Source organism: Tropicibacter sp. S64 (assembly GCF_049803835.1).
GTDB lineage: Bacteria > Pseudomonadota > Alphaproteobacteria > Rhodobacterales > Rhodobacteraceae > Pacificoceanicola.
Map to the genome: position 1 here is coordinate 175825 of NZ_JBNAGK010000002.1, position 15475 is coordinate 191299.

Annotated in this window: 16 protein-coding genes and 2 tRNA genes; 10 read left to right on the forward strand and 8 right to left on the reverse strand. The window is 66.1% G+C overall.

Going from position 1 to position 15475, the window contains the following annotated elements; all coding sequences use genetic code 11:
• Positions 1–426: 426 nt before the first annotated feature.
• The 4 genes from ACP159_RS04015 to ACP159_RS04030 form a co-directional block, all read right to left on the reverse strand.
• A complete protein-coding gene (locus ACP159_RS04015; protein WP_425098350.1) occupies positions 427–1635 on the reverse strand; it encodes a beta-ketoacyl-[acyl-carrier-protein] synthase family protein in 1209 nt (402 codons plus the stop codon).
• Positions 1632–1892 carry an acyl carrier protein gene (locus ACP159_RS04020; protein WP_425098677.1) on the reverse strand — a complete coding sequence of 87 codons (261 nt, stop codon included), beginning with the start codon at positions 1890–1892 and terminating at the stop codon, positions 1632–1634. The genes ACP159_RS04015 and ACP159_RS04020 overlap by 4 nt, the downstream gene beginning before the upstream one ends.
• Before the next feature lie 47 nt (positions 1893–1939).
• A complete protein-coding gene (lpxD, locus tag ACP159_RS04025; protein ID WP_425098351.1) occupies positions 1940–3034 on the reverse strand; it encodes a UDP-3-O-(3-hydroxymyristoyl)glucosamine N-acyltransferase in 1095 nt (364 codons plus the stop codon).
• 213 nt (positions 3035–3247) lie between these two features.
• Complete coding sequence (locus ACP159_RS04030) at positions 3248–4879, reverse strand: L,D-transpeptidase family protein (RefSeq protein WP_425098352.1); 1632 nt, start codon at positions 4877–4879, stop codon at positions 3248–3250.
• Between the two features lie 327 nt (positions 4880–5206).
• On the opposite strand from ACP159_RS04030, the gene ACP159_RS04035 reads away from it, so the two are divergent.
• The gene (locus ACP159_RS04035; protein ID WP_425098353.1) at positions 5207–5776 is read left to right on the forward strand and encodes a YcbK family protein; all 570 of its coding nucleotides are present in this window, start codon (positions 5207–5209) and stop codon (positions 5774–5776) included.
• A 266-nt stretch (positions 5777–6042) separates the two neighbouring features.
• On the opposite strand, the gene ACP159_RS04040 is transcribed toward ACP159_RS04035, so the two are convergent.
• Together ACP159_RS04040 and ACP159_RS04045 are read right to left on the reverse strand one after the other, a co-directional pair.
• Positions 6043–6119: transfer RNA gene (locus ACP159_RS04040), tRNA-Asp, on the reverse strand.
• A 35-nt stretch (positions 6120–6154) separates the two neighbouring features.
• Positions 6155–6231 (reverse strand) — tRNA-Asp (locus ACP159_RS04045).
• Positions 6232–6479: 248 nt separating this feature from the next.
• Between ACP159_RS04045 and ACP159_RS04050 the strand changes: the two genes are divergently transcribed.
• A complete protein-coding gene (locus ACP159_RS04050) occupies positions 6480–7238 on the forward strand; it encodes a polysaccharide deacetylase family protein (protein ID WP_425098354.1) in 759 nt (252 codons plus the stop codon).
• A gap of 1 nt (position 7239) precedes the next feature.
• Here ACP159_RS04050 and ACP159_RS04055 read toward each other — a convergent pair whose 3' ends face one another.
• On the reverse strand, positions 7240–8175 hold the full coding sequence (locus tag ACP159_RS04055; protein ID WP_425098355.1) for a pirin family protein: 936 nt from the start codon (positions 8173–8175) through the stop codon (positions 7240–7242).
• Positions 8176–8387: 212 nt separating this feature from the next.
• On the opposite strand from ACP159_RS04055, the gene rimK reads away from it, so the two are divergent.
• The 8 genes from rimK to ACP159_RS04095 all read left to right on the forward strand — a co-directional run bounded on the left by rimK (position 8388) and on the right by ACP159_RS04095 (position 14811).
• A complete protein-coding gene (rimK, locus tag ACP159_RS04060) occupies positions 8388–9800 on the forward strand; it encodes a 30S ribosomal protein S6--L-glutamate ligase (RefSeq protein WP_425098356.1) in 1413 nt (470 codons plus the stop codon).
• Positions 9801–9952: 152 nt separating this feature from the next.
• Entirely contained in the window at positions 9953–11383 is a 1431-nt protein-coding gene (locus ACP159_RS04065; protein ID WP_425098357.1) for a glycosyltransferase, read from the forward strand.
• 1 nt (position 11384) lies between these two features.
• On the forward strand, positions 11385–12041 hold the full coding sequence (locus tag ACP159_RS04070; RefSeq protein ID WP_425098358.1) for a hypothetical protein: 657 nt from the start codon (positions 11385–11387) through the stop codon (positions 12039–12041).
• A gap of 73 nt (positions 12042–12114) precedes the next feature.
• Positions 12115–12477 (forward strand): SUF system Fe-S cluster assembly protein, encoded by a 363-nt coding sequence (locus ACP159_RS04075; protein WP_425098359.1) that lies wholly within the window; start codon positions 12115–12117, stop codon positions 12475–12477.
• A gap of 113 nt (positions 12478–12590) precedes the next feature.
• On the forward strand, positions 12591–13271 hold the full coding sequence (locus tag ACP159_RS04080; RefSeq protein WP_425098360.1) for a hypothetical protein: 681 nt from the start codon (positions 12591–12593) through the stop codon (positions 13269–13271).
• Entirely contained in the window at positions 13258–14025 is a 768-nt protein-coding gene (locus tag ACP159_RS04085) for a DUF3307 domain-containing protein (RefSeq protein ID WP_425098361.1), read from the forward strand. Before ACP159_RS04080 ends, ACP159_RS04085 begins: the two co-directional genes overlap by 14 nt.
• 76 nt (positions 14026–14101) lie before the next feature.
• The gene (locus ACP159_RS04090) at positions 14102–14491 is read left to right on the forward strand and encodes a HesB/IscA family protein (RefSeq protein ID WP_425098362.1); all 390 of its coding nucleotides are present in this window, start codon (positions 14102–14104) and stop codon (positions 14489–14491) included.
• The gene (locus tag ACP159_RS04095; protein WP_425098363.1) at positions 14488–14811 is read left to right on the forward strand and encodes a TfoX/Sxy family protein; all 324 of its coding nucleotides are present in this window, start codon (positions 14488–14490) and stop codon (positions 14809–14811) included. The genes ACP159_RS04090 and ACP159_RS04095 overlap by 4 nt, the downstream gene beginning before the upstream one ends.
• A gap of 4 nt (positions 14812–14815) precedes the next feature.
• On the opposite strand, the gene ACP159_RS04100 is transcribed toward ACP159_RS04095, so the two are convergent.
• Positions 14816–15427, reverse strand: a complete 612-nt coding sequence (locus ACP159_RS04100; protein WP_425098364.1) for a glutathione S-transferase family protein — start codon at positions 15425–15427, stop codon at positions 14816–14818.
• Positions 15428–15475: the final 48 nt, after the last annotated feature.

Here is a 15475-nt window from a genome sequence, read left to right on the forward strand (position 1 = left end):
CGAGATGTGAGGGGGCTGCAGGAGGTCCCCCATGCCGAGCGTCTTCATTTCAGGGAAGTGATATGGGCTGCGCCTGCCTGGGTAGGCCCAGCGGCACTGGCTGCAATGCAAAATCCGCACTTCAATTGCCCGCGACAATGCGGCCGGGCACGCCGGGCGGACCATAGACTGCAAGTTTCACGGCAATTTCAGAGCCTGAAGCGATTTTTCAGGGGCCGCGCACCGCAGGTGCGCGGCCCCGCCGGGCGACGCGCGCAAGCGCGGCGCAAACCCTTAAAGCGTCCCGCCTTAAACCTGAGCCACAAATACCCTGTCGCACCTGCGGTGCTATCGGGACATTTGTGGCGCAGGATGATTCAGGTAAAAGGCGGGACGCTGTAAGGAACAGCCAAGAGGTCCCGGATCAGGCCCGGGACTGCGTTTCCGTCACGCGCGACCCAAGGCCAGGACCGCGTTCAACCCGCCAAAGGCGAAGGCATTGGACAGGACCACGTCGACCTGCGCCTCCCGCGCCTCGTTCGGCACCACGTCCAGCGCGCATTCCGGGTCCGGTTCCTCGTAGTTGATCGTCGGGGCGATCACCCCGTCGCGCAGCGCCATGATGCAGGCGAGCAGTTCCACCGCCCCGGTGCCGCCGATCAGGTGGCCGTGCATCGACTTGGTCGAGGAGATCATAAGGTCATTGGCATGCTGGCCGAAGACATCCGCAACAGCGGCGCATTCGGTCTTGTCATTGGCCGCGGTCCCGGTTCCGTGGGCGTTGATGTAGCCGACGCGCTCCTTCGCGACCTTCGCATCCGCCAGCGCCCCGGCGATGGCACGGGCCGCGCCCTGTTTCGAAGGCATGACGATATCGGCGGCGTCGGAGGTCATGGCAAAGCCGAGCACCTCGCAGAGGATCGTCGCGCCGCGGGCCCGCGCGTGCTCATACTCCTCGAAGACAAACACTCCCGCGCCTTCGCCCTGCACCATGCCGTTGCGGGTGGCGGAGAACGGGCGGCAGGCGTCCTTCGACATGACGCGCAGACCTTCCCAGGCCTTCACGCCGCCAAAGCAGAGCATGGATTCGGAACCGCCGGTGATCATCGCCGTACACAGCCCGGTACGGATCATCTGGAACGCCTGCCCCATGGCGTGGTTCGACGAGGCGCAGGCGGTGGCGACGGTAAAGCTCGGCCCGCGCAGGTTGAATTCCATCGACACATGCGAGGCGGCGGCGTTGTTCATCAGCTTCGGAACGACGAAGGGGTGCACGCGGTTCTTGCCCTCTTCGTAGACCGCCCGGTAGTTCTCGTCCTGGGTCAGCAGCCCGCCGCCGGAATTGCCCAGTACGACGCCCGAGCGGTCCGCGAGTTCGCCGGTGAAGTCGAGCCCCGATTCCGCGACGGCTTCCCGCGCGGCGAGCAGCGTGAACTGCGTGAAACGGTCATAAAGCGCCAGTTGCTGGCGGTTGAAATGCGTGTCGGGGTCATAGTCCTTGATCTGCCCGCCGATGCGGATGGCGAGGCGCTCCACGTCGCGGAACTCCAGATCGGAGATGCCGCAGCGGCCCTCCCGCAGGGCTTCGAGCACGGTCGGGACGCCTTCGCCGAGCGCATTGATGGTCCCGGCGCCGGTGATGACGACCCGTCTCACACGGCCTTCTCGGCGATCAGTTTCTCGATGCCCGCGACGATCGTCGCCACGGAGGAGATGTCGAAGTCGCTCTCCGCCGGATCGTTGGCGTTGAAGGGGATCGAGATGTCGAAGGCTTCCTCGATGGCGAAGATCGACTCGACGAGGCCGAGGCTGTCGATGCCGAGGCTCTCCGGCGTGCTCTGCGGTGTCACATCGGACGGGTCCAGCAGCGCCTGTTCGGCGATGATGTCGATCACCCTGTCCTGAACGGTCATGGTCTCGGTCATGGTCTCACACCCCGTGTTCTCACCCTGCCGGTGATTTAGTCATTCCCGGTCAGCTTGGAAACCGCTTTCTTGAGGTCCGCGACATCACGGAACAGGCGCGGCAGGCGGCGCAGGCCTTTGTAGCTTTCGATATGCGCGTCCATCTTCATCGCCGGGTAGCCGAGCACGACGCGGCCCGCGGGCACGTTCGAGAGCACCACGGAAGCGCCGCCCAGGATGGCGCGGTCGCCCACGGTGAGGTTGTCGGACACCCCGGACATGCCGCCAAGGACCACGCCGGTGCCGATCACCGAGGAGCCGGCGATTCCGACCTGGGCGCAGACCATGGTATGATCGCCGATGACCACGTTGTGGCCGACCTGCACGAGGTTGTCGAATTTCACCCCGTTGCCGATGCGCGTTGCGCGGACGGTGCCGCGGTCGATGCAGGAATTGGCGCCAAGTTCCACGTCGTCGCCGATGTCCACACCGCCGAGGGAATGGATACGCGCCCAAGGCTGGACGGTGGAGGTGCCCTCCTCGCCAAGGCTGGCGCGGGCCTTCTCGACGCCCGAAGGCTCCGGCGTGACGAAGGAAAAGCCGTCCGCACCGACGCAGGCACCGGGGTGGGCGATGAACCGATCGCCGATGGACACCCGCGCGCCGATGCGGACCCCGGTGTGCAGAAGGCTCCCCGCGCCGATCTTGCTGTTCCACCCGATGTGGCATTGCGGGCCGATCTGCGTGCCCGCGCCGATGCGCACCCCGGCGGCGATCACGCAAAACGGGCCGACGCTGACGCACTCACCGAGGATTGCGGTCTCGTCGATGAGGGCGCTTGGGTGGATGCCGGTTGCGTGCCCTTGCCCCGGATCCATCATCGCGCTGAGGCCGGACATGGCATAGCGCGGACGCGGCGCGGTGAGCGCGGCCTTCAGCCCGTAGCCCTGCCAGTCCGCTCCGGTCCAGAGCATCGCGGCCTGCGCCTGGCCCTGCGCGATCCCTTCGGCAAACTCCGGTTTCATCGCCAGCGCCAGCTGATCCGCCGCGGCGCTGGCAGGCTCGGCCACGCCGGACACCCGCACCGAGCCGTCGCCGTGCAGGTCGAGCCCGAGGGCCTCGGCGATCTGGGACACTGTATAAGATGTCATCTTCGGCTCTCCGCATCTGCTCTTGGGCCGAGGTTTAGAGCAAGTTGACCGGGACCGGAACCGCCCGCGTTGTCTCAGGACGGCGTTGCGCCGGGCCCGGAGTCGTCCGGGATTTCCGGACCGGCGACTTTGACAGACGTTTGCCCCCCGAAAGAAAACACCCCGCGTCCTGCGCGGGGTGCCGTTGTTACCGTTTTTTACAAGGCGTCGGCCTCAACTCCGCCCGGTGCGCAGCACAACGCCCGCGTTGGCCAAGGCCTGCCAGATGAGCTGGTCGCGGTTGTAGACGTCGCCACGATAGTTCACCTGCCCTTTCGCCTGCGTGAAGGCGGTGCGGTAGATCAGGTGCACGGGGATCGGCTGCTCGAGGTTCACCCGGGTCTCCGCGCCGCTGCGCAGGATGCGCTGGAAGTACCCTTCCGGGTCGTCCGTCTGCCGCGCCAGCAGCGCATAGGCAAAGTCGTGCGGATCGTCGAGACGGATGCAGCCATGGCTGAACGTCCGGACGCTCTGCGAGAACAGGTGCTGCGACGGCGTGTCGTGCAGGTAGATGTTGTACTTGTTCGGGAACATGAACTTCACCGAGCCAAGCGCGTTGCCCGGCCCCGGCGGCTGACGCATGGAGAAGGGGAAGCTGTTGCCCGAGTACCCGGCAAAGCTGCGGCCCCGGCCCACCACCTGCCCCCGGCTGTCGACGATCTGCAAATGACCCACGGCGCCCGGGTTGTTGCGCAGCAGCGGCAGGTATTCCTTCACGATGATCGAGCGCGGCACGAACCACGACGGGTTGATCACCATGTGATCCATCGTGTCGGAGAATTCCGGGGTCCGGCGGTCCAGGGCCTGATGGCCGATCACCGAGCGCGTCTCGAAGGTCAGCTTGTCGTCGTCGATGATCTGGGCGTGGAAGTCCACGAGGTTGACCAGCACATGCCGCTTGCCCCGGCCCTCGGGACGATTCAGCCAGCGCTCGCGCTCCATCGCCACGATGATGGACTTGAGCCGTTCCTCCGGTCCGGTATTGATCTCGCGCATGGTGGTCGGGCCGACGACGCCGTCGGGCTCGATGCCGTGATCCTCCTGGAAGACCCGCACCGCGGCTTCCATGTCCTGGTCGTAGGTGCCGCTGAGCGAGGACTTGAGGTAGCCCATGGCGATCAGCCGGTTACGCAGCGCCACGACGTTGGGCCCGCCATCCCCGGGGCGCAGGCCCTGGGTCGGCACAACCGGCCCCCAGCCGCCATGTGCCATGCGGTGCTCGAGCTGCAGCTTGGCACGCATCAGGCGGGTGTACTCGGCGGTGGTCGGCGCGAGACTGCGCATCACCGCCACGGGGTCTTCGGTGATCAGGCGCGACAGAAGCTCGCCCGACGGATGCCGCGGCGGCTTGCGTTTGATGCCGGGATCGACGGTCGTGCCGTCGATGGCGCCAGACTGGATGTCATGGGCGAATTTCAGATACAGCGCCGTCAGCGCCATCTCGACCTCGCCGCGTTCGCGGCCGGTCTTCGCGGCGGCCATTTGCGCCATGAGCGCACTGGCGTCGTAGCGGCGCTCGGGCAGGCCGTGATCCCCGGCCATGGAGAGCGCGTCGAACAGCGCGGCGCGGCGGGCGCGATCCTCGTCCGACGGGCCGGTCCAGATCGGCTCGAAGCTGCGCATCCGGTAGAAGGCGGCGACGTCCTCGTCCGCGTCCAGACGTTCGGCCACGGCCTGCTTGAAAGCGGTGACCTGGAAGGAGAACCCGGCCTCGGCGGAGACCCCCGGCGCGGAGGCGAGGACCACACCCGCGGCGAGCAAGGCGGCCAGCGAGGTCCGTACGAGGGTGGTCGAAAAACGTTTCATCAAATAATCCTTGCTCCTGTCCGCGCACTCATGATTTCATTGTGTAATCAGAGGCCTGAGGCTGTCTACTCACATTTGCGCCAAGGCACAAACTTCTTGTCATTTCGTTTAACGCCGCAACACACGGCGCGTTCTTGCCACAGTGCGAAAGGCTTTGAGCAGGAACTTGCCAGTTCCCTCTTGATCCCTCCAAAACCTTTCAAAACGCCCTTTTTCCTTAACTTGATTCGTGGCATACCAGACTCGACATCTGGGGATAGATGGCAGGGCGCACAACGATGCGCATCATACAGTAGCAACCAGCGACCACGGGACAGGCGCTTTCAAATGGCAGACATGACTTCCAGCAGCATTTCGCGGCGTGGCCTTCTTGGCGCATTTGCCGCCACGGCCGTCGTAGCGGCCCCCACCTACTCCAACGCGGCAGGCTTGTTGCGCGGTGCCGGCGACATTCGCCGCCTGCGCATGTTCTCCGGCCGGACCGGCGAACGTATCGACATGATCTACTGGATCGAGGGGCAGTACATTGCCGACGCGATCAAGGAAGTGAACTATTTCATGCGCGACTGGCGCACGGATGACGTCAAGAGCATCGATACGCGCACGCTCGACATCCTTGCTGCGGCGCACAACCTGATGGATGTGCACGAACCATATCAACTCATCTCCGGCTACCGAAGCCCGAAGACGAACGCGATGCTCCGGTCCCGCTCTTCCGGCGTGGCGAAGAATTCGCGTCATTTGCGCGGCCAGGCGGCTGACATGACGCTGGCCTCGCGCTCGGTCAACCAGATGGCCAAGGCGGCCATGGCCTGCAACGGTGGCGGCGTCGGACGCTATTCCAAGTCCAACTTCGTCCACATGGATTGCGGCCCGGTTCGCACCTGGGGAGCGTGATCCCCGGACCCTGAACGACATCACGACAATCGTCCCGATTTTCTGCGCCCCCTGACTCTCCGGTCGGTGGGGCGTTTTTCGTTATGCGGAACGGTTTATCCGATGCGATGCCGTCAAGACAGTCAGGTTTTCCTCACCGCTGTATGACAGTCTAACCCGAATCTGAACGAAACGTTCCCGAAAACACTGCAGTTTTTATGAAATTCACGCGACCGCGCCGTGATGCGTGAACTTCGCACGCCAACACCCTGATTTTTGGAGGAAAGTGGCGCGGTTGACGGGGCTCGAACCCGCGACCCCCGGCGTGACAGGCCGGTACTCTAACCAACTGAGCTACAACCGCGCTTTTCCGCGAGGGCGTCCGGTTCGGGGCAGTGGTGGCGCGGTTGACGGGGCTCGAACCCGCGACCCCCGGCGTGACAGGCCGGTACTCTAACCAACTGAGCTACAACCGCTCACTGCCTCCGAAGCAGTGTGCCTCGGCGTGTGGGGCCTTTTATGTGCGGGGTCGGGACCCGTCAAGCGGTTTCGGACGGAAATATCCACGAATTTTTGCCGCCTCCCGGCGAATGCGTGGCGCGGCGGACACGCCTTTAATCCGGCAACACTGCGTTTCCGGAAATATCCTTGCTTATCAAACCCCTGCCCGGCCTTCTTTGCAGGTCTGCTATTTTTCCGTCTGCCAAAGGGGGGTAGACCCACCATGATTGACCTGTCTCGCCGGACATTTCTGTCCGCCGGTGCCGCTGCGCTGTGCAGCGCGGTGCCGCAAGACGCCTTCGCCGCGCCGGTGATCGCGCTGCCCAACGACATCGCCCAAAGGGACGCCGCCACGATCATGGCGGTGCGCACGCCGTCGCCCGTGGTGTCGATGACCTTCGACGACGGCCCGCACCCGCGGCTGACGCCGGTGCTGCTCGACATGCTGCGCGCCCGCGGCCTGCGTGCGACCTTCTACCTGATCGGCAACCGCGTGGTGCAATGGCCCGACATCGTCCGCCGCATCGCCGCCGAGGGACACGAGATCGGGAATCACAGCTGGACCCATCCGAATCTCGCGAAATTTTCGGACAACGGCGTGCTGGACGAGATCGACCGCACCTCCGACGCCATCTTCAAGGTAACGGGCCGCCCGCCAGTGACCTTCCGCCCGCCCTATGGCTCATTCTCGCGCCGGCAACGCCTGATGCTCTACGAGGCGCGAAACCTGCCGACGATCCTTTGGTCCGTCGATCCGCAGGACTGGCGCCGCCCCGGCTCCTCCGTGGTGGCCAGCCGCATCCTGCAGGGCTCGCGCCCCGGCGCGATCATCCTCAGCCACGACATCCAGAGCGGCACGGTCAAGGCCATGCCGCAGACGCTGGACGGGCTGGCGGGGCGCGGCTTGCGCTTTGCCACCGTCAGCCAGCTGATGGGCTGGCCGCTCTGGCAGACCCGGCGATTCAAACGCGCCACCAGCTGACTCACTCCGGCAAAGGGATGAATTCGGCGTCGTCGCCCGGTGGCAGGTGGAACCGGCCGTCGGCCCAATCCGCCCGGCGCCACGCCTCCTTCGCCTCCTCGATCCGTTCCTTCGAGGAGGCGACGAAGTTCCACCAGATGTAGCGCGGCCCCTCCAGCGTCTCGCCACCCAGCAGCATCAGCCGCGCGCCCTGCGCACCGGCCTTCAGAGACACGCGATCGCCGGGGCGGAAGACCATCATCTGCCCGGCCTCGTAGGACGTGCCCGCCACCGTGACGGAGCCGCTGACCACGTAGACGCCGCGATCCTCGTGATTGTCCGGCAGCGGGATCTGTGCCCCCGCCTCCAGAACCGCATCGGCATAGAACATCTCGGACGGTGTCTCGACCGGGGCGCGGGCGCCAAAGGCGTTGCCGAGAATCAGCCGCACCGTCTTGCCTTCGCCGTCCAGCACCGGCAACGCGTCAGCGGCGGCGTGCTGGAAATCCGCGGCGCGGTCCTCATGGTCCTTGGGCAGCGCCACCCAGGTTTGGATGCCGAAGAACGGCATCGGCGCGGATTGCGTCGCGTCGTCCGTCCGTTCGGAGTGGGTGATCCCCTGCCCTGCGATCATCCAGTTCACCGCGCCCGGCTCGATCCACTGGTCGGTACCGAGGCTGTCGCGGTGGTGCATGCGCCCGGTGTAGAGGTAGGAGATCGTCGCGAGGCCGATATGCGGGTGTGGACGCACGTCAAGACCCCGGGTCGGCAGGAACTCCGCCGGGCCCATCTGGTCGAAGAAAATGAACGGCCCGACCATCTGCCGCTTCGGCGCGGGCAAGGCGCGGCGCACCTCGAATCCGCCGAGATCGCGGGCGCGGGGGATGATGACGGTGTCGATGCTGTCGACATCGTCTCCGGTCGGGCAATGCGGGTCCAGCGCGGGGTTCCAGCTCATGATCTTGCTCCTTGGATAACGATGCCTTGAAGATAGCGCAGCGCAAAAACAAACAAAGCGCGATAGATGGACAGGATTGGTTTGAAAATGAACAGATCAGAGGCGCATGGCCGGGCTGGCGTGCGTCTCTGCGGTGCAGCGCGTGCGTTGTTGAGATCGTTACACGAACGGGCTATGTCGTGGCCTCCCGACCAAGGAGCGCCGGAGCCGACATGACCGAGACAGACCAGACCGACCCCAACCTGCTGCGATTCGGCTGGGAAGAATGGGTCGCCCTGCCCGATCTCGGCCTGCCCGCGCTGCGCGCGAAGGTGGACACGGGGGCACGGACCTCGGCGCTGCATGCCTTCGACATCGAGACCTTCGGGTCGATTTCGGCGCCCAAGGTCCGCTTCACCATTCACCCGGTGCCGGGGCGCGAGGACCTGGTGATTCCCTGCTCTGCCCGCGTGGTGGACCGGCGGATGGTGACGAGCAGCAACGGCGAGAGCGAGAACCGCTTTGTCATCGCTTCCACCCTGCGCGTGGGCGACTCGAGTTGGCGGATCGAGCTGACGCTGACGGACCGCTCCAGCATGGCCTCGCGGATGCTGCTCGGGCGGGAGGCGCTGAAGGATCACATCACCATCGTCGCCACCGACCGCTTTCAGCAGCCGCGCCTGAGCTATGACGTCTACAACACCGCCCGCGTGCGCTCCGCCGCGCCGAACCGGGCGCTGCGCATTGCGGTGCTGAGCCGGGAGGACAATTACTCGACCCGGCGGCTGGTGGAGGAAGGCGAGGCACGCGGACACGTGGTGGAGGTGATCGACACCTCGCGCTGCTACATGGCGATCAATGCGCTGTCGCCGGAGGTGCATTACGACGGCAAACGCCTGCCCCGATATGACGCGGTGATCCCGCGCATCGGCGCGTCGATCACCAATTACGGCACGGCGGTGGTGCGGCAGTTCGAGACCATCGGGACCTTCTGCGTCAACGGCTCGGACGGGATTTCCTCCTCGCGGGACAAGCTGTTCGCACATCAATTGATGGCGCGGCACAAGATCGGGATGCCGAACACCGCTTTCGCCGCCTCGCCCAAGGACACGCAGTCGCTGATGCGGCTGGTGGGCACCGCGCCGATGATCGTCAAGCTGCTGGAATCGACGCAGGGCAAGGGCGTGGTTCTGGCGGAGACGAAGAAGGCGGCGGAATCGGTGATCGACGCCTTTCGCGGGCTGAAGGCGAATTTCCTCGTGCAGGATTTCGTCAAGGAGGCGGCGGGCGAGGACATCCGCTGCCTGGTGGTCGGCGGCAAGGTGGTGGCCTCGATGAAGCGCACCGGGGCGGAGGGCGATTTCCGCTCCAACCTGCACCGGGGCGGCTCGGCCAAGGTGGTGAAGATCACCAAGGAGGAGCGCGACACGGCGGTGCGCGCGGCGAAGGCGTTCCGGCTGAACCTCGCGGGGGTGGACCTGTTGCGGGCGGAGAGCGGGCCGAAGGTGCTGGAGGTGAACTCCTCTCCCGGGCTGGAGGGAATCGAGACCGCCACGCGGAAGAACATCGCCGGGATGCTCTATGAGCACATCGAGGCGAAGGTGCGCCCGACCCCGGTTCGCCGCCGCATCGCGGAGCACGACTGACCGGGCGCCCCTGATTGACCCAGGGTCACCTCGGGGCCGTCGCTTGACGGTCGGCGGGCCGGACCGTACGACTCCTGCCATTGAAGCAGGAGGATCGGCAGATTTCGGGTCCGGGATTGAGGCGCCTTGGCGAGGCGCCGCGCAAGATACTGATGACCCAGCGGGCGCTGCAGAGTTTCAGCGGCACCGAAATGTACACGGCGGAAATCGCGCGGGCGCTGAAAGCACGCGGTCACGAGGTGGCGGTATACTGCCCCCTGCCCGGCAAGATCGCCAATCTGATCACCCCGAGCGGCATACCGGTCAAGGACCGGCTGGAGAGCCTGCCGTTCATGCCGGAGGTGATCCACGGGCACCACCATCTGCCGCTGATGGCGGCGCTGGCGCATTTCGACAAGGCACCGGCGATCCACGTCTGGCATGGCACCCGGCCCTGGGTCGAGCAGGTGCCGCGGCATCCGCGGATCATCCGGTACGTGGTGACCTCCGCACGCATGGCGCCCCGGGTGACGGCGGAGTTCGGGGTCGGCGCCGACCGGGTGCGCGTGGTGCCCAATTTCGTCGACACGCTGCGGTATTCGCATGTCCGCAGCGTCGCGGCGCGGCCGACCCGGGCGGTGCTTTTCGGGCAATCGGGGTTTTACGCGCATGAGCTGGCGATGCTGGAAAAGGCATGCACCCAGAACGGGCTGACGCTGGACAAGGTGGGTTATGCCTATGGCAATCCGCGCCCGAGGCCGGAGTATTTCCTGCCCGACTACGACATCGCCTTCGCGGTCGGGCGCTCGGCGCTGGAGGCGATGGCGAGCGGCTGCGCGGTGATCCCGATCGTACCGCAACTGGCCGGGCAGCGGATCACCGCGGCGACGCTGGAGAGCTGGGCCGCGTCGAACTACAGCCCGCGCTATTTCACCGGGGCCGACCGCTTCGACACGGAATGGATGGCGCGGCAGCTCGCGGCTTGGGACGCGGCGGACATCGCGGAGGTGACGGCACAGGTGCGGCGGGGCAACACGCTGGAGCGCGGCATCGACCAGTTCGAGGCGCTTTATGGCGAGGCGATCCGGGAACCGCGCCCGGCCGGCGGTCCGAGCGACTACGCCGGGTATCTGGCGTGGATGACGAAGGAGGCCGATGCGCTTTGGCTGGCGGGTGAGACCCATCGCACCGAGATGGAGACCATGCGGCGGGAGAACGCGCGGCTGACGGCGGAGCTGGCGCGGCTTGCGCCGCAGTCGGCGCCTGCCCCGGTCCCGGTGCCGGACCAGACCGCGCCGCTGTCCGAATCGGAGGCGGCGCTGCACGAGCGCATCCGCGCGTCCGGGCTGTTCGACCCGGCATGGTATCGGCAGACCTATGCGGACGTGGCGCGGTCGGGTCAGGACCCGCTGACGCATTACCTGCGGTCGGGCTGGACCGAGGGGCGCAACCCGTCGGCCTATTTCGACGGGCCGGCGTACCTGGCCGCGAACCCGGACCTTCTGGGACGGCAGGTCTCGCCGCTGGAGCACTACCTGGGCAAGCTGGAGCGGCTCACCGCAACGCTGCGGCAGGGCAGGATCGGCAGGGGGAGCGAAGGCTGAGATGGACAGCGGCGGGCACATCGGGCCGCGACCGGCCGTGGCCGCCGGGGCGGGGCCGAGCACGGGCTACGACCCCGCCCTGGAAGACTGGCTGAACGCGCATCATCGCTTCTGGCGCTGCGACGAATGCGTGGTGCTGCCGAAGGTGGCGGTGAATGCGATGCGCACGGTGGGCAACTGGCGGCGCGGCGCGCGGGCCTGTGACCGGGTGCTGCCGCCGGGCACGCCGGTGGCGACCTTCCTGGGCCGGCGCGGACAACCGTCGGATCGTTGGGACGGCGGCGAGGGCCTCGGCATCACCGGCAATTTCACGACGCATTCCGGCGTCCTAGCGGGCTACCTGCTGGACGCCTGCGGCGGCGTGATCGGGTTGAAGCTCTGGGAAATCTATCCCGGCTGCGGCCGGGTGCGCAGACGGATCTACCCCTTCGACGACAGCCTGTTCGGCACCGCCAACGGGCGGAATTATCACGTCATCCATGACCTGGATGGGCGTCCTCTCGGCGGGCGCGACAACCCGGCCTGGGGGATGGAGAGCGCCTGGACGTCCGTGCGCTCCGGCGATGTTGCAGCGCGTCGCGCCCCCACCCCAACCCTCCCCGACGGGGAGGGCGCCACGGTGCGCGGGCCTCGGCAGCAGCCCGCTGCACAAAGGTGAACCGGCCTCGCCCCTTTACCCAGCGCGTCACATTCCCTATATGAACGCTCAGGTATACGCGAAGAGGACCGACATGACCGAAGTGAGCCCGCAGATCGAAGGCACACCGTTGATTGCGCCGTCGAGCACGGATCATCCGCTGTACGACGCGGTGGTCGAGGCCTGCCGCACGGTCTATGACCCGGAGATTCCCGTGAACATCTATGACCTGGGGCTGGTCTACACGGTCGACATCAACCCGGCCAACGAGGTCAAGGTGATCATGACCCTGACCGCACCCGGCTGTCCTGTGGCGGGCGAGATGCCGGGCTGGGTCGCCGATGCGGTCGGCCCGCTCGATGGCGTCAGCAACGTCGAGGTCGAACTGACCTGGGAGCCGGCCTGGGGCATGGACATGATGTCCGACGAGGCGCGGCTGGAACTCGGCTTCATGTAACGCGCTGCAAGCGTTGGAGTTTGCAGGCCGCGAATGCAAGCTCAGAGGCTTGCGTGAGGAGAAAGCAAGCTCATTGGCTTGCTTTTGGACAATGCAAGCCTTATAGCTTGCATATGGATGATTGGCTGGATTGCAATTTTGCGGCTGTGCTGACTGGCGATCTTGTGTCGTCGCGCAAGCAGGACAGCGCGGCGGTTGACCGCGCTATGCAGATCCTGCGCGAAGCCGTCGCCGGGTTTCCCGAAGACTGGCGCATGCCGTCGGAGGCCTTTGTCTTCGACCGCCACCGCGGCGACGGCTGGCAGGTCTTTCTCCCCCAAGGCGAAATGGCCCTGCGCACGGCCCTGCGTCTGATTGCGGCCCTGACCAAGGAGCCGGACCTGTCCCTGTCCACCCGTATCGGCGTTGGCCTCGGGAAAGCGCGCGTGCCGCCGTCGCGTGATCTCGGTGCTGCCCACGGCGCGGCCTTTACCGACGCGGGAGACGTGCTGGACGGCATGGACCGGCAGCAAAAACTGGCCTTCCCTTGGCCAATCGGCCTGTCGATGCTGGCCATAGCAGGTCTGCTCGACTGGCAATCCCAAAACTGGACCGCCGCGCAGGCCGAAGCGCTCTACGAGGCGCTGCGCAACCAGACCCCGACACAGGAAGAGATCGCCAGACAGTTCGGCGTCAGCCGACAGGCGGTGCAAATCCGGCTGTCCAAAGCCGGGTCGCACGCAATTCTCGAAGCGGTTTACGCGTTTGAAAGCCAGATCGCGGAGATTTGGGAGCGTGCGAATGACCTCGCCTGACCTCGACATCCTGATGCCGGGACTTGCCCTGCTGCTCACGGCACCTGTGCTTCAGGTCTTTGCGGCGCTTCTCCTCGCGCATGTGCTGGCCGATTTCCTGTTGCAGACGCGGGGAATGGTCGAAAACAAGGGCCATGTGCTCGTCATGGCCCTGCATGGGTCCATCGTTTTCGCCCTGTCGGCGCTGGCGCTTGGCGGGGTCTGGCAGGTGGCCATGCTGGTCGCCGCCGCCCATTTGCTGATCGACATGGTCAAGGTACTCTGGCGCCGGGCGGGGCGCCAGGACGGGTTGACGCTCTTTCTGGGGGATCAGGTCGCGCACGTCGTCACCCTGATGGCCGCCGCGCTACTGTGGCCCGGCGCGATTGCCGCCGGATGGTGGGCGGACCAAGCCAGCGTGCTGACGACACCGGCGCTGTTCCTGTCCGGACTGGTCCTGACGATCACGGCCGGAGGCTTTGCCGTTGGTCTGCTGACCGCCCGCTATCGAAGGGAGATGACCGACGAAAGCCTGCCTGACGCGGGCCGCCTGATCGGCCAGCTGGAGCGGTTCCTGATTTTCGTGCTTGTGATGATCGGCGAAACGGCGGGCATCGGGTTCCTGATCGCCGCCAAGTCAATCCTGCGCTTCGACACCGCGTCGCAGGGACAGAAGGCCGGAGAATACGTCATCATCGGCACGCTGGCGTCCTTCAGCTGGGCGCTGGCGATGAGCCACGCCACACGTGCACTGATCACGCTGCCCCTGCCCTGAATTGATGCATCCGCGTGGCATCTTGAGATTGCCTCCGCGGAGCCTTAAGTTAGGGACAGGACAAGAGAGGTTTCCCATGTTCGCTTTGCCCGGCCAATCCCCGGTCACCATGACCGACACCGCCATCAAGCAGATCCGCACGCTCATGCAGCGGCAGGGCCGTCATGGCCTGCGCATCGGCCTGAAGAAGGGCGGCTGCGCGGGCATGGAATACACCATGGATTACGTCGATGCCGCCGAGCCGCATGACGAGGTGGTGGAAAAGGACGGCGCCCGGGTGATGATCGCGCCCACGGCGCAGATGTTCCTGTTCGGCACAGAGATCGACTACGAGACCTCGCTGCTCGAGTCGGGCTTCAAGTTCCGCAATCCGAACGTCGAGGACGCCTGCGGTTGCGGCGAGTCGATCAAGTTCAAGGACGTCGAGACGCTGGCCGCGGAGCGACAGGCCCAGGGCAAGGCGTGAGCCTCTCGCCCGAGGACGTCGAATACTTCAAGGACCTGTTCAGCGGGCTTGGCGGGCTCTCGACGCGGCGCATGTTCGGCGGCGCGGCGCTCTATCACGATGGCACGGTCTTTGCGCTGATGCGCTCGGACGGGGTGATCCTGATCAAGGGCGCGGGGGCATTCATCGACCGGCTGGAGGCGATGGGCTGCGAGCGCTGGCGCTATACCCGGGAAAGCGGCAAAGGCGCGGCGATGCCCTACTGGTCCCTGCCGGGCGAGGCGCTGGACGATCCGGAGGAAGCGGTGGCGCTGGCCCGCGAGGCCCTGCGCCACCTGTGACGCCTCAGGCAGCGGCCTGCAGCGTTGCCTCAAAGGCCAGAGCCTTGACCTGCCCCGGCAGCGCGGCGCAGCGTTTGATCCAGTCCTGAACGGCGGCGTCCCGCGGTGCGGAGTCCGGCATCCAGAGGAAGGTCGAGCAGACGAGGATGTCGGCGGCGCTCATCCGTGCGCCCAGCAGCCACGGACCGCGCGACAGCGCCTCCGTCACCCGCGCCTGCATCTCTTTCAGGCCCCGGAAGGTCGCGTGGTATGCGGGATGCTCGATCCCCGCCACCTGCCCCACGATCACCGGCTCCATCACGTTGCCGTACCACGCCATCCACGACAGGAACGCGCCGTGCTCGGGCGTGCCCGGCTGCGGCATCAGACCCGCTTCGGGAAAGAGCGTGCAGAGATGAATCATGATCGCGTCACTCTCCCGGATCGCCACCCCGTCATGGACCAGCAGCGGCACCTTGCCCTCCGGGTGCGGATTGGCCGGGTCGGCGGCGCCGGTGTTGTCATGGCGGCGCAGGGTGACGGGGCGGATTTCCACCTTGTCGGCGGCACCGAGTTCGTGAAGCAGGGCCAGCACGCGCGTGGCGCGGCTTTGCGGGGCGTAGTAAAGGGTCAACATGGCTTCGTCTCCTTGGGTTGGTGTCCCCCGAGACTAGACGGCGCTGCT

What these genes read in the sequence shown, in the direction of transcription:
- ACP159_RS04020 (WP_425098677.1), bottom strand. Translation starts at nt 1,892, where the DNA reads ATGACCGTTCAGGACAGGGTGATCGACATCATCGCCGAACAGGCGCTG.
- lpxD (WP_425098351.1), bottom strand. Translation starts at nt 3,034, where the DNA reads ATGACATCTTATACAGTGTCCCAGATCGCCGAGGCCCTCGGGCTCGAC.
- ACP159_RS04030 (WP_425098352.1), bottom strand. Translation starts at nt 4,879, where the DNA reads ATGAAACGTTTTTCGACCACCCTCGTACGGACCTCGCTGGCCGCCTTG.
- ACP159_RS04035 (WP_425098353.1), top strand. Translation starts at nt 5,207, where the DNA reads ATGGCAGACATGACTTCCAGCAGCATTTCGCGGCGTGGCCTTCTTGGC.
- ACP159_RS04050 (WP_425098354.1), top strand. Translation starts at nt 6,480, where the DNA reads ATGATTGACCTGTCTCGCCGGACATTTCTGTCCGCCGGTGCCGCTGCG.
- ACP159_RS04055 (WP_425098355.1), bottom strand. Translation starts at nt 8,175, where the DNA reads ATGAGCTGGAACCCCGCGCTGGACCCGCATTGCCCGACCGGAGACGAT.
- rimK (WP_425098356.1), top strand. Translation starts at nt 8,388, where the DNA reads ATGACCGAGACAGACCAGACCGACCCCAACCTGCTGCGATTCGGCTGG.
- ACP159_RS04065 (WP_425098357.1), top strand. Translation starts at nt 9,953, where the DNA reads ATGACCCAGCGGGCGCTGCAGAGTTTCAGCGGCACCGAAATGTACACG.
- ACP159_RS04070 (WP_425098358.1), top strand. Translation starts at nt 11,385, where the DNA reads ATGGACAGCGGCGGGCACATCGGGCCGCGACCGGCCGTGGCCGCCGGG.
- ACP159_RS04075 (WP_425098359.1), top strand. Translation starts at nt 12,115, where the DNA reads ATGACCGAAGTGAGCCCGCAGATCGAAGGCACACCGTTGATTGCGCCG.
- ACP159_RS04080 (WP_425098360.1), top strand. Translation starts at nt 12,591, where the DNA reads ATGGATGATTGGCTGGATTGCAATTTTGCGGCTGTGCTGACTGGCGAT.
- ACP159_RS04085 (WP_425098361.1), top strand. Translation starts at nt 13,258, where the DNA reads ATGACCTCGCCTGACCTCGACATCCTGATGCCGGGACTTGCCCTGCTG.
- ACP159_RS04090 (WP_425098362.1), top strand. Translation starts at nt 14,102, where the DNA reads ATGTTCGCTTTGCCCGGCCAATCCCCGGTCACCATGACCGACACCGCC.
- ACP159_RS04100 (WP_425098364.1), bottom strand. Translation starts at nt 15,427, where the DNA reads ATGTTGACCCTTTACTACGCCCCGCAAAGCCGCGCCACGCGCGTGCTG.